At 63.2% G+C, this 12,641-nt stretch carries 10 protein-coding genes; 5 read left to right on the forward strand and 5 right to left on the reverse strand.

Annotated features, from left to right (window positions below; genetic code table 11):
- Window positions 1-78: 78 nt before the first annotated feature.
- Complete coding sequence (locus AC1DZ8_RS15470; protein WP_477307597.1) at window positions 79-1,500, reverse strand: MFS transporter; 1,422 nt, start codon at window positions 1,498-1,500, stop codon at window positions 79-81.
- 312 nt (window positions 1,501-1,812) lie between these two features.
- Between AC1DZ8_RS15470 and guaB the strand changes: the two genes are divergently transcribed.
- The 3 genes from guaB to AC1DZ8_RS15485 are packed head-to-tail and all read left to right on the forward strand — an operon-like array spanning window position 1,813 to window position 4,346.
- Entirely contained in the window at window positions 1,813-3,315 is a 1,503-nt protein-coding gene (gene guaB / locus AC1DZ8_RS15475; RefSeq protein WP_477307595.1) for an IMP dehydrogenase, read from the forward strand.
- A 19-nt stretch (window positions 3,316-3,334) separates the two neighbouring features.
- The gene (locus tag AC1DZ8_RS15480; protein WP_477307593.1) at window positions 3,335-3,904 is read left to right on the forward strand and encodes a hypothetical protein; all 570 of its coding nucleotides are present in this window, start codon (window positions 3,335-3,337) and stop codon (window positions 3,902-3,904) included.
- Window positions 3,905-3,926: 22 nt separating this feature from the next.
- On the forward strand, window positions 3,927-4,346 hold the full coding sequence (locus AC1DZ8_RS15485; RefSeq protein ID WP_477307591.1) for an MAPEG family protein: 420 nt from the start codon (window positions 3,927-3,929) through the stop codon (window positions 4,344-4,346).
- A 14-nt stretch (window positions 4,347-4,360) separates the two neighbouring features.
- Here AC1DZ8_RS15485 and rnd read toward each other — a convergent pair whose 3' ends face one another.
- From rnd to AC1DZ8_RS15500, 3 genes are all read right to left on the reverse strand, one after another.
- Window positions 4,361-5,512: a ribonuclease D gene (gene rnd / locus AC1DZ8_RS15490; RefSeq protein WP_477307589.1), complete on the reverse strand. Its 1,152-nt coding sequence runs from the start codon at window positions 5,510-5,512 to the stop codon at window positions 4,361-4,363.
- Between the two features lie 75 nt (window positions 5,513-5,587).
- Window positions 5,588-6,832, reverse strand: coding sequence for an MFS transporter (locus AC1DZ8_RS15495; RefSeq protein WP_477307587.1), 1,245 nt, complete (start codon window positions 6,830-6,832; stop codon window positions 5,588-5,590).
- A 245-nt stretch (window positions 6,833-7,077) separates the two neighbouring features.
- Entirely contained in the window at window positions 7,078-8,283 is a 1,206-nt protein-coding gene (locus AC1DZ8_RS15500) for an MFS transporter (protein ID WP_477307585.1), read from the reverse strand.
- A 132-nt stretch (window positions 8,284-8,415) separates the two neighbouring features.
- Between AC1DZ8_RS15500 and AC1DZ8_RS15505 the strand changes: the two genes are divergently transcribed.
- Complete coding sequence (locus tag AC1DZ8_RS15505) at window positions 8,416-9,174, forward strand: DeoR/GlpR family DNA-binding transcription regulator (RefSeq protein WP_477307583.1); 759 nt, start codon at window positions 8,416-8,418, stop codon at window positions 9,172-9,174.
- A gap of 130 nt (window positions 9,175-9,304) precedes the next feature.
- Entirely contained in the window at window positions 9,305-11,095 is a 1,791-nt protein-coding gene (gene aspS, locus AC1DZ8_RS15510) for an aspartate--tRNA ligase (protein WP_477307601.1), read from the forward strand.
- A gap of 119 nt (window positions 11,096-11,214) precedes the next feature.
- On the opposite strand, the gene AC1DZ8_RS15515 is transcribed toward aspS, so the two are convergent.
- Complete coding sequence (locus AC1DZ8_RS15515; protein WP_477307581.1) at window positions 11,215-12,405, reverse strand: hypothetical protein; 1,191 nt, start codon at window positions 12,403-12,405, stop codon at window positions 11,215-11,217.
- Window positions 12,406-12,641: the final 236 nt, after the last annotated feature.

Here is a 12,641-nt window from a genome sequence, read left to right on the forward strand (position 1 = left end):
TCTTCCAGCACCCCTCATCCGTCTCGGCGCTGCGCGCCGATCCACCTTCTCCCACAAGGGGAGAAGGGAAGGCCGCCCCTACTTCCCAGCTGTACTCACCGGCTCCAGCGTCTTCGGCGTCGTCAGCCGGCCATGCCCCGACACCGCGTTGCCGGCATCCGGCGCCAGCCGCATGAATGATATTGACGCCGCTGCGGAGACCGCCGCGACGATGAAAAACGCGATGTGGAAATCGCCGAGCACCAGCGGGCCGCCATGGATCGAGGTCGAGACCTCCAGGATGCCGCCGGCCAGCGCCACGCCGAGCGCGATCGACAGCTGCTGGAACACCGCCGTGATCGGCGTTGCCTTGCTGGTGTCCTCGGCCGACACCTCGGCATAGGACAGCGCGTTGACGCCGGTGAAGAACATTGAGCGGATGAAGCCGCCGACCAGCAATATGGCCAACATCAGCGCATACGGCGTCTCCGGCGTGAACAGGCCGTAGATGGCGATCGATGCGGCGGCGATCAGCGAGCCCCAGATCAGCACCCGGCGGAAGCCGGCGAGCCGGAAGATCAGCGCGGTCACGAACTTCATGCCGATGGCGCCGATGGCCGAGACGAAGGTGATCATGCCCGACTGGAACGGCGTCAGCCCGAAGCCGATCTGGAACATCAGCGGCAACAGGAACGGCACCGCGCCGATGCCGATGCGAAACAGTGAGCCGCCGAGCACGGAAGAGCGGAACACCTGGTTGCGGAACAGTTCCAGCGCCAGCAACGGGTTTTTGGCGCGCCGCGCATGCAGGAGATAGAGCACGCTTGAGAGCAGGCCGACCGCCACGGTGATGAAGCCGATCGCCGGCGGCAGGTAGGGCAGGCTGACCACCGACAGGCCGAAGACGACGCCGGAGGCCGCCAGCCCGCTTAGCACGAAGCCGACGAAATCGAGTGGCGGTGTTTCCATCGAGTCCGTCTGCGGCAGGAAGCGCGTCGCCAGCCAGATCCCGATCAGGCCGATTGGCACGTTGATCAGGAAAATCCAGTGCCAGGTGAAATAGGTGGTGATGAAACCGCCGATCGGTGGCCCCACAAGCGGCCCGACCAGCGCCGGCACCGTCAGCCAGGACATGGCGGCGACGAGCTCGCTCTTCGGCGTCGCGCGCACCAGCACCAGCCGGCCGACCGGCGTCATCATGGCGCCGCCTATGCCTTGCAGGAAGCGCGAGACGACAAAGGCCGGCAGCGAATTGGAGATGGCACAGGCGACCGAGCCCAGGATGAACACGCCGATCGCGGCGCGAAACACGTTCTTGGCGCCGAACCGGTCGGCCATCCAGCCGCTGATCGGGATGAAGATCGCCAGCGACACCAGATAGGCGGTCAGCGCCAGCTTGAGCGCGATCGGGCTGGTGTGGATGTCGACGGCGATCGCCGGCAGCGATGTCGCAATGACGGTCGAATCCATGTTTTCCATGAACAAAGCGACCGCCAGGATGAGCGGAATGATGCGGTTCAACGAACGCGTCCGAACTGGTCAAAAATCGTGCGTCGCCCGGGGGCAAGCGATACGAAAGGGCGGTTATCACGCCTTCGGCCGGATGTCGCATTAATTTGCTGTCACTTTTGTGCGACCGCAACCCTTGGTGGCGGCTGTCGAGGCAACCCCAACACTTTGCGGTGACATGCAATCATCGTCTTTTCAACGTCACCGTGACGTGTTACCAGCCAGCGCCAATCCTGAAAGGGAAGAAACGAGTCGGCGCTGTCCATTGCGGTCCAGCGCTTTTTTGTATTCTCCCATCGCTTTTTCGTACCTGAAGGACTGGCCATGGCAAAAATCATCGAAACGTCCACCGGCGCGCTGGCGCTGACCTTTGACGACGTGCTGTTGCAGCCCGGTCATTCCGAGGTCATGCCCGGCGAGACCGACATCCGCACCCGCATCGCCACCGACATCGACCTCAACGTGCCGATCCTGTCGGCGGCCATGGACACCGTCACGGAGGCACGGCTTGCCATCGCCATGGCGCAGGCCGGCGGCATCGGCGTCATCCACCGCAATTTCTCGCCGGCCGAACAGGCCGAGCAGGTGCGCCAGGTCAAGAAATTCGAATCCGGCATGGTCATCAACCCGGTCACCATCGGTCCCGACGCCACGCTGGCCGACGCACTGGCGCTGATGCGCACCTATTCCATTTCGGGCATTCCGGTGGTCGAGAATGGCGGCACCGGCGGCCAGAAGATCGGTCGGCTGGTCGGCATCCTGACCAACCGCGACGTCCGCTTCGCCTCGGATCCTTCGCAGAAGGTTTATGAGTTGATGACCCGTGAGAACCTGATCACGGTCAAGGAGAATGTCGACCAGGACGAGGCCAAGCGGCTGCTGCACCAGCACCGCATCGAAAAGCTCGTCGTCGTCGACAAGAAGGGCAATTGCGTCGGCCTGATCACCGTCAAGGACATCGAGAAGTCGCAGCTCAACCCGCACGCCACCAAGGATGCGCAGGGCCGGCTGCGCGCCGCCGCCGCCACCAGCGTCGGCGATGACGGCTTCGAGCGCGCCGAGCGGCTGATCGACGCCGGCGTCGATCTCCTGGTCATCGACACCGCGCATGGCCATTCACAGCGTGTGCTCGATGCCGTGACCAGGGCCAAGAAGCTTTCCAACTCCGTGCGCATCCTGGCCGGCAACGTCGCCACCGCCGAAGGCACTCAGGCGCTGATCGATGCCGGCGCCGACGCCGTCAAGGTTGGCATCGGCCCAGGCTCGATCTGCACCACGCGCATCGTTGCCGGTGTCGGCGTTCCCCAGCTTTCGGCGATCATGTCGGCGGTCGAGACGGCGCACAAATCCGGTGTGTCGGTCATTGCCGATGGCGGCATCAAATATTCCGGTGACCTGGCAAAGGCGCTCGCCGCCGGCGCAAGTGCGGCCATGATCGGCTCGCTGCTGGCCGGCACCGACGAAAGCCCCGGCGAGGTCTATTTGCACCAGGGCCGCTCCTTCAAGGCTTACCGCGGCATGGGTTCGGTCGGCGCCATGGCGCGCGGCTCGGCCGATCGCTATTTCCAGGCCGAGGTCCGCGACACGCTGAAACTGGTCCCGGAAGGCATTGAAGGGCAGGTGCCCTACAAAGGACCTGTGTCTGGCGTGTTGCACCAGCTTGCAGGCGGGCTAAAAGCCGCTATGGGTTATGTCGGTGGCCGCGATCTTGCCGATTTCCGCGAGCGCGCCACCTTTGTGCGCATATCCAACGCCGGACTTCGTGAAAGCCACGCCCATGACGTCACGATTACCCGCGAAAGCCCGAACTATCCCGGCGGAGCCTGACCAGCAGCCGGAGCGGCACATGCTCTGGCGCAACCAGGCGGCGATCGTGCTGCGGCTGTCGCGTCATGCCGGCGCGCTATGCGTTGCATCAATCGCGGTTTTCGTCGCCATGACGCTGCTGGAATTCTTCTATTTCCGCCAGTTGAGCGGCGGCCTGCCGTCGCTCGATGTGCGCTTTGGCGGTTTCACGCCGGATGAGGGCATGGCCTGGCTCACGGCACTCGGCCGACGCGGCAGCGAGATCATCCTGGTCTGGCACTATTTGACCTTCGACCTTCTGTTCCCGGCGCTGCTGTCAGTGACCATGGTCAGCCTGATCCTCGCCACGGGGCGGCGGCTAAAGCCCTTTCGCGCCCTGCCGGTGCAGGTTCAGTCGCTGTTGGCGCTGGTCGTCGTGCTGCCCTACACCTGCGCCGACTATGCCCAGAACATTGCGGTGGCACGGCTTTTGTCCGATGCGCTGTCGGCCAATCCGGATTCGTTGTCCTTCGCCTCGTCGCTGATCGTCACCAAATTCGTACTTCTGGCGATACCTGTCGCCGTCATCGCGGCCTTCATCGTCGCCAGCCAGCGGCGTCCACAGGCATGAACAACAAAGCAGGGGCAGCGCCATGAGCCAGACCGCAATATTCTGGCCGATGCTGGCGCAGGTGCTGCTGGTCTATATCGTCTATGTGGTGATGGGCCGGCGCCGCTACGGTGCGGTCAAATCGGGCGAGGCCAAGGTTGGTCAATACAAGATGCGCACGACCGAGCCTGTGTCCAGCGTCACGGTCGCAAACAATCTCATCAATCAGTTCGAATTGCCGGTGCTTTTCTACGTGCTGTGCCTGGCCCTGCACGCGACCAATGGCGTCAATTATCTGACCTTGGCCTTGATGTGGATTTTCGTGATTTCCCGCTATGGCCATGCCTGGGTCCACCTGACCAGCAACAATCTGCGGTTTCGCAGCCGAGCCTTCTACGCGGGCGCGATCATTCTCTTGCTGGCATGGATATGGTTCGCGCTGCACCTGCTCGGAGCCGTATAGGGCTCAAAGAAGGGTTACAGATCGAATACCGCGATCTTGCGCTTGTCGAACTTGATGCCGATTTCGCCGCGCACCAGCTTCAACGCGGCCTCGCCGAACACGGCGCGCCGCCATCCCTGCAGGGCCGGCACGTCGGCGGCTTCGCCTTCGGCGGCGATGCGGTCGATGTCGTCGCTGGACGCCAGCACTTTCGAGGCGACGCCTTCCTTTTCGGCGACGATCCGCAACAGTACTTTCAGCAGCTCCGCAGCCGCGCTCGAACCCTCGGGGGGCTGAAAGCTCTTGGGCAGCTTCGGCATCTCTTCCCGGGGCAAGGCGAGCGCCGTGTTGACCGCGCCAAGCAATGCGGTTGCTGTCGATGAACGTTCCCAGCCCTTCGGTGTGGTGCGCAGCTTGGCCAACGCGGCCGCATCGCGCGGCGCCTGCTGGGCGACCTCGTATATGGCGTCATCCTTGAGCACCCGGCCGCGCGGCACGTCGCGCTCCCTGGCCTCGCGCTCGCGCCAGGCCGCCACCGTCTGCACGATCGCCAACTCTTGCGGCTTGCGCAACCGCATCTTCAGCCGCTTCCAGGCGTCTTCGGGGTGCGGATCGTAGGTCTCGCGCGAGGTCAGCACCTCCATCTCCTCGTTCAGCCAATGGGCGCGGTTTTCCCGCTCCAGTTCGGCGCTGAGGTGCTTGTAGACGTCGATCAGATGGGTGACGTCGGCCAGCGCGTAGTCGAGCTGCTTGTCGGACAGCGGCCGGTGGCGCCAGTCGGTGAAACGCGAGGATTTGTCGAGCCGGGCGCCGGTGATGCGCTGCACCAGCTGGTCGTAGGAGACACTGTCGCCGAAGCCGCAGACCATGGCCGCGACCTGGGTGTCGAAGACGGGATGCGGCACCAGATCGCCGAGATGGACGATGATTTCGATGTCCTGGCGCGCGGCGTGAAAGACCTTGACCACCGCTTCATTGGCCATCAGCCGGAAGAACGGGGCGAGGTTGATATCGGGCGCCAGCGGATCGATCAGCGCGGTGACGCCGGGCGCCGCCATCTGGATCAGGCACAGGATCGGCCAGAACGTCGTTTCGCGGATGAATTCGGTGTCGACGGTGACGAAATCCGACTTTTCAAAAGCGGCGAGAACGGACTCGAGCTCATTTTGGGTGGTGATGACGTGCATCAAATCGCTTTTTAGTAACGGGTAAGGTTCTCTTTCAATTTCAGCCGTGGGCGCTTTCGTCAAGCCGCCCTTCAGTCAAGTATCCGTCGATCCGTCGGAATCGCCATTCCTGCGCGCCAGCCGCGCGAACACAGTCGATGTGCGCAGCAGTGCCGTGAAGCGGCTGCGCTTGCCCGCCGGCACGCTGCCGCGCACCTGCATGCGGTAGAGAATGACGGCGATGAGGATGGCGTAGACCATAGCACTGAAGACAAACAGGGCGCCCGGTCCGAAATACTGCATCACCGTCGACGCCGCGAAGGGGCCGCCAATGGCGCCGAAAGAATAGAACAGCATCAAAGCGGCGTTGATCAGCACGAACTCGCCCTTGTCGGCGCGGTCGTTGGAGTGTGCCGCCGATAGCGAATAAAGCGGCATGGCGAAGCTGCCGAAGATGAAGACGATGATCAAATTGAGGGTCGGATTGGAGCCGGCAATAAACGCCAGTGCCAGCGCCGCCAGCAGGGCGCCGCATGTCGTTGCCAAAAGCACCGCCCGCCGGTCCCAGCGGTCGGAGAGATAGCCCACCGGATACTGGATAAGGGCGCCGCCGAAGATGCCGACGCTGACGAAGGTGACGACATCGGCCACCGACATGCCGATCTGTTCGGCATAGACCGGCGACAGCGTGCGGAAGGCGCTGTTGGTGACGCCGACGCACATGCAGCCGAAGCAGCCGAGCGGCGAGATTCGCCAGACGCGGGCAAGGTCGAGTTTGACGTCTTCCGGAGGCGTCGGATTGGAGCGGTCGCCAAGCGACACCGGCACCAGCGACAGCGTGATCATCATCGACATGATGGCGAAAATGGCAAAGCCGCCGGGGCCGAAGATCGGGATCAGGAACTGCGCGCCGGTCACCGAGCCGATATCGACCATGCGGTAGATGGCCAGCACCCGCGCGCGATCCTTGTTTTCGACGCCGGAATTCAGCCAGGCTTCCATGACGGTGAACAGGCCGGCAAAGCAGAAGCCGCCGGCAAAGCGCACCGCGCACCACATCACCGGATCGATGACCAGCACCAGGAGCAGCGTGCCGGCCGAGGCGGTGGCGGCCAGCGCCGAAAACGTCCTGACATGGCCGACCGCCTTGAGGATGCGGGTGACGGCGAGGCATCCCAGCAGAAAACCGGCGAAATAGAACGTGCCCATCAGGCCGATGTCGGAGGCCGAAAACCCTTCCTGCGCGCCGCGCAGCGCGATCAGCGTGCCCTGCAGCCCGTTGCCACCAAGCAGGATGCCGGCGGCGATGAGGAGCGGGATCAGCGGGCGGATGGAGGACATGCGGAACCGATGTTTAGAGCATGATCCCGAAAAGTGGGAACCGGTTTTCGGAAAAGATCATGCTTCGACAAAGAGCTAGATGAGTATGACGATTCAACGAAACGTCATACTCATCTAGATGGCTCCGCAGTTCTGAACCATTGGTGCGGCCATTGCCAGCTTCATATCCGACCGCCAACAGTGTGTAGGCGTCAGGTCGCGGCTGTTGTCCAGCCGCCCGCCTCAGGAGGCCGGTCGACAGCCGCTCAGGCTTCGTGGGCTCTCGCCAACGCTTCACCCGCCGGTGCAGGTCTGCTTGGGGCGGCCTTTCGGCCAAGCGAGCCGGCGGTCAGCAGGCTGAGGATGATAAACGGGATGCCGATGCCGAAGGCCGAGCGGATGCCCCAATGGTCGGAGACAAAGCCGAGCAGTGGCGGGCCGAGCAGGAAGGCGACAAAGGAGATTTGCGACAGCGCCGCGACATTGATTGCCGCGGAGCGGTCCGTCCGCTGGGCGGCCGCCGAGATCGCCAGCGGAAAGATCGCGCTGCTGCCGATGCCCAGCAAGGCAAAGCCCAGCATCGACACAAGCGGGACAGGCGAGAAGAAGACAAGCAGCACGCCTACCGCCATTGTGGCCAGCAGCACCCGCGCCACGCCGCTCGGCGAGTGGCGCTCGACAAAGCTGTCGGCGAAGAAGCGCGTGCTCGCTTGCGAGAATGCAAACAGCGCCACCGTGAAGCCGGCGACGAACGGGCCTGCATCGAATACGGTGCGCATGTAGATCGCGGACCAGTCGATGCTGGCGCCTTCCATCAGCATCGCCGACAGCGTTACCGCGACGAGGACGAGGATCGGCAGCGTCGGCCGCGCCAGCCTTGGCGCCGTCTCGTCATTGCCGGCGAAGCGGCTCGGCGCCGGTTCGTAGCCGCCGAGAAACAACGCCATTCCCATCGCCACCATCGGTACGACGATCGCCAGGTGCAGTTGCGGCGATATGCCGAGATGCGCAAGGGCGGCGCCGAACAGGCCGGCGCCGAAAAAGCCTATGCTCCAGAACGAATGCGCCCGGTTCATGATCCGGCGCTTGAGCAGGAATTCGGTCCTGTCGGCCTCGACATTGAGGATGATCTCGACGCTGCCGATCATCAGGCCGACCGGAATCAGCATCAGGAACAGCGCAAGCGGCCCAGGCGCATGCACGGCAAGGGCATAGGCTACCGACAAAAGCGGAACCAGCCCGAGCAATGCGCGGCGGAAGCCGACGCGCTCCAGGATCGGCGCAGCCAGCGTCAGCGCGGTCAAGGTGCCGATCGGCGTCCCGATCAGGCTGAGCCCGAGCGTGCCGTCCTCGATGCCCATGGCATGCTTGATGTCGGGCAGCCGCGGAAAGATGTTGCCCATGCCGAACGAATAGATTGCAAACCCGGCATAGACCCGGTGTTGCGGAGCGAGGCTGAGGCCAAAGGTCATGTCGGTGCTTTCAACACAGGAGAGGCTTTCAAGAGAGGAAAGCCGGCGGTTGTCGCCGCCTAGTATGCCCTGTATCTTGCACAAACATGCAAATCGTGCAAGAACGTGCACAAAGAAAAACAGGATCATGCAATGCTGACCGATGAGCGGCATCAAATCATCCGCGACCGCCTTGCCGTCGAGGGCAGGGTGCTGGCCGGCGAACTGGCGAGCCGCTTCGGCGTTTCGGAAGACACGGTTCGCCGCGACCTCAGGGAACTGGCGAAGGCCGGCCAATGCCGCCGCGTCTATGGTGGCGCGGTTGCGGCCGCACCGTTCGCCGCCACGCCGGTCGGTCTGCGCGCCAGCCATGCGGTCGAAGAAAAGACGCGGCTGGCCCGCGCGACCGTGGTATTGCTTTCGCGCGGACAGACCCTGTTCATCGACAGCGGCTCGACCAATGCCGCGATCGCCAGGGCCATCCCGCGCGACCTCGATCTGACCGTCGCCACCAATTCGCTCGAAGTTGCCACGGCGCTGTCAGAGCATACCCTGATCGAGTTGATTGTGCTGGGGGGGCGGTTCGACCGCCACCTCGGCGCCTGCGTCGGCGCCGACACGCTTGCGGCCGTCGCGCAGCTTGGCGCGGACCTGTTTATTCTGGGATCCTGTGGCCTCGACGCCACGCGCGGCGTGACGGCCTTCGATTCGGCGGAGGCCGAGGTGAAGCGGGCCATGGCCAAGAACAGCGCCGGTATCGTCATCGCCGTCACCAATGACAAGCTGGCCACCGCAGCACCCTTCCGGGTCGCCAGTCCCGAGGCGATCCGCCATCTTGTGGTCGAAAAGACCGCGCCGGCTGCGATCCTCGCCGACTTCGAACGCCAGGGCGCCGAAATCCACTTTGCCTGAACAACAGGCCCGCGCCCGATCGCCCGGCTTGCCTTGACAAATCAGGCCTCCCATGCGCTTTTCGCGCAAATTTTGGACCGGGCTTTGACGCTCGGCCCGCAACCCAGCACCCCGGACTTTTGATATGACCATGCATCGTTACCGCAGCCACACCTGTGCCCAGTTGAGAAAGAGCGATGTCGGCTCTTCCGTCCGCCTGTCGGGCTGGGTGCATCGCGTGCGCGACCATGGCGGCCTGCTGTTCATCGATTTGCGCGACCATTACGGCCTGACCCAGATCGTCGCCGATCCGGATTCGCCCGCCTTCAAGGCCGCCGAGACGCTGCGCGGCGAATGGGTGATCCGCGTCGACGGCGAGGTCAAGGCGCGCCTGCCTGACACCACCAACGCCAATTTGCCGACCGGTGAGATCGAAATCTTTGCCCGCGAAATCGAGGTGCTGTCGGCGGCCAAGGAATTGCCGCTGCCGGTGTTCGGCGAGCCGGACTATCCCGAGGACATCCGCCTGAAATACCGCTTCCTCGACCTGCGCCGCGAGACGCTGCACAGAAACATCGTGGCGCGGACGAAAATCATCGCCGAGATGCGCAAACGCATGACGGATGTCGGTTTCACCGAATTCTCGACGCCGATCCTGACGGCCTCGTCGCCGGAAGGCGCGCGCGACTTCCTGGTGCCGTCGCGCATCCATCCCGGCACCTTCTACGCGCTGCCGCAGGCGCCGCAGCAGTACAAGCAGCTGATCATGGTCTCCGGCTTCGACCGCTATTTCCAGATCGCGCCATGCTTCCGCGACGAAGACCCGCGCGCCGACCGTCTGCCCGGCGAATTCTACCAGCTCGACCTCGAAATGAGCTTCGTCGAGCAGGACGACGTGCTGTCGACCATGGAACCGGTGATGCGCGGCGTCTTCGAGACCTTCGCCAACGGCAAGCCGGTGACGCAGAAATTCCAGCGCATCCCGTATGACGTCGCGATGCGCAAATACGGTTCCGACAAGCCAGACCTGCGCAACCCGATCGAGATGCAGGCCGTCTCCGACCATTTCCGCGATTCCGGCTTCAAGGTGTTCGCCAACATCCTGGCCAACGACCCGAAGGCCGAAGTGTGGGGCATCCCGGCAAAGACCGGCGGCAGCCGCGCCTTCTGCGATCGCATGAACTCCTGGGCGCAAGGCGAGGGACAGCCTGGGCTAGGCTATATCTTCTGGCGCAAGGAGGGAGAAAAACTCGAAGGCGCCGGTCCGCTGGCCAAGAACATTGGCGAGGAGCGCACCGAGGCAATCCGTCAGCAGCTCGGCCTTGCCGATGGCGACGCCGCCTTCTTCGTTGCTGGCGACCCCAAGAAATTCGTCACCTTCGCGGGTGCCGCGCGCACGCGCGCCGGCGAGGAACTGAACCTTGTCGACCGCGAACGCTTCGAGCTCTGCTGGATCGTCGATTTCCCGTTCTTCGAATGGAACGAGGAAGAGAAGAAGATCGATTTCGCCCACAACCCGTTCTCGATGCCGCAGGGCGGTATCGAGGCGCTCGGTGGCGACGACCTGCTCGGCATCAAGGCTTTCCAGTACGACATGGTCTGTAACGGCTTCGAGATCGCCTCGGGCGGTATCCGCAACCATCTGCCCGAGACCATGGTCAAGGCGTTCGAGACGGTCGGGCTCGATCGCGCCACGGTCGAGGAGCGCTTTGGCGGCCTCTACCGCGCCTTCCAGTATGGCGCCCCGCCGCATGGCGGCATGGCGGCCGGTGTCGACCGTGTCGTCATGCTTCTGGTGGGCGCCAAGAACCTGCGCGAGATCACCATGTTCCCGATGAATCAGCAGGCCTACGACCTGTTGATGAACGCGCCTTCGGAAGCCACGCCTCAGCAGCTGCGCGAGCTCTCATTGCGCGTCGCGGCGGTAAAGAAGGACGCCTGATCCCCAAAGTTCCGGCAGTTCTTTAAAAAACTGCCGGAACCGATTCTTTCGGATAGACAATCCAACAAAAAAGCCCGGCATCACTGCCGGGCTTTTGCTTTTTTGAGCGTTTCGCTCGATCAGTCTTCGTTGGCCTTGACGTGGACGCCGAGCGTCTTCGGCAGGTCGAGCGGGTTGGACATCGCGCCCGCCATGATCAATGCGAACGGCACCGCTGCCGGCGGCTCTGCCGAAATCTCGAGGCTCTTCGGGTCGTCGAGGTATTTGCCCACCGCTGCCGTCACTTCGGCCGTCAGTTCGGGATTGTTGAGCTGCGCCATGCCGAACGGCACGATCGCCTTGGCCTGGTTGGCGATGTCCTTGGCCGACATGCCCTGCTGCTTGCCGACATACTCAAGCACCTTGCCGGTCAGCGAATCGTCATCGAAGCGGACCGAAGCACCGTTGAAGGAGAGCTGCTGCAACAGGCCGAGCATGGCCATGCCTTGCGCCGAATTGTCGGCGCCTTCGGGCTGCGCCGCCAGCTTCTTCTGCATCTCCTGCATCGACTTGACGAAGTCGACCGTGTAGCCGCCGAGGCCGAAGGTCATGCCGAGCGTGCCGGCATTCTCGACCGAGATGTCGTATTTCGACAGGTCCATCTTGCCGTCGCTCGGCTGCCAGGTGCCGCCGATGTCGATATTGCCCGATATGTTCTGGTAGCCCAAGGCGTCGATGGCTTCCTTGGACTTCGGATCGTCGACCAGGGTCAGATCGGCGTTGAACTTTTCCGTGGTGGCGGAAAATTCCATCGCCTTGCCGTCGGCCGGAGGCGTGATCTGGACAGCAACGCCATCTACCGAGAAGGCGGTCTTGTCGGCAACCTTGACCGTCAGGTTTTCGAGTTCGGCCGACTTGTACATCATCATCGAGCCGAGCGGGCCTGTAGCGCCCTCGGCCGGGATGTTGGCATCATGGATGACGAAGGGGGTGAGGTTGAGCGTGACGCCGTCCTTGCTGTGCTCGAATGCGGACGTCGAGATGGTTGCGATATCGAAGCCGCCATTGGCTTCGGTCACGCCTTCAAGCTTGACGTCGCCGATCGGCAGCGCTTCCTTTTCGGCCGCCGGCTTAACCGACACGCCCTGCAGCACCATGCTGGAATTGTCGCCGGTAACCCCGGTCCAGGAGATATCGACGCCCTGGGCGGCAAGTGCGGCCTTCAGCCGGTCGGCAACCGCAGCGTCCTGCGCAAAGGCGGCATTCAGCGGCAGGGTCAGCAAAAAGGTCGAAAAAGCGAGTGTCTTGAGTGTCGAGCGTTGGATTGTCATCGCGAGTTCCCTGAGAGAGTCCTGAAAAGTGTTTTCTGAATTCTACGCCGTCACCATTCCGTGACGAACTGGACGGGAAAAAGGCACTTTCCCCCAGATTTGTCGAAAATCACGGCGAAAGGCAAATCGGAGCGGGAGCCTTCGCTCGATGCGGTGAATATGTCATGAAGGTCGGGCTCCCCTGCGTACCATCTCCTGCCTTAGAGAGGGCGTGTAACAGATTGATGTTGGTTGGC

Source organism: Mesorhizobium sp. P2_F7 (genome assembly GCF_056403695.1).

Excerpts from the sequence above, each read along its gene's own strand:
- AC1DZ8_RS15500 (WP_477307585.1), bottom strand. The coding sequence starts at position 8,283 with ATGACCTTTGGCCTCAGCCTCGCTCCGCAACACCGGGTCTATGCCGGG.
- AC1DZ8_RS15505 (WP_477307583.1), top strand. The coding sequence starts at position 8,416 with ATGCTGACCGATGAGCGGCATCAAATCATCCGCGACCGCCTTGCCGTC.
- AC1DZ8_RS15495 (WP_477307587.1), bottom strand. The coding sequence starts at position 6,832 with ATGTCCTCCATCCGCCCGCTGATCCCGCTCCTCATCGCCGCCGGCATC.
- rnd (WP_477307589.1), bottom strand. The coding sequence starts at position 5,512 with ATGCACGTCATCACCACCCAAAATGAGCTCGAGTCCGTTCTCGCCGCT.
- AC1DZ8_RS15515 (WP_477307581.1), bottom strand. The coding sequence starts at position 12,405 with ATGACAATCCAACGCTCGACACTCAAGACACTCGCTTTTTCGACCTTT.
- AC1DZ8_RS15485 (WP_477307591.1), top strand. The coding sequence starts at position 3,927 with ATGAGCCAGACCGCAATATTCTGGCCGATGCTGGCGCAGGTGCTGCTG.
- aspS (WP_477307601.1), top strand. The coding sequence starts at position 9,305 with ATGCATCGTTACCGCAGCCACACCTGTGCCCAGTTGAGAAAGAGCGAT.
- guaB (WP_477307595.1), top strand. The coding sequence starts at position 1,813 with ATGGCAAAAATCATCGAAACGTCCACCGGCGCGCTGGCGCTGACCTTT.
- AC1DZ8_RS15480 (WP_477307593.1), top strand. The coding sequence starts at position 3,335 with ATGCTCTGGCGCAACCAGGCGGCGATCGTGCTGCGGCTGTCGCGTCAT.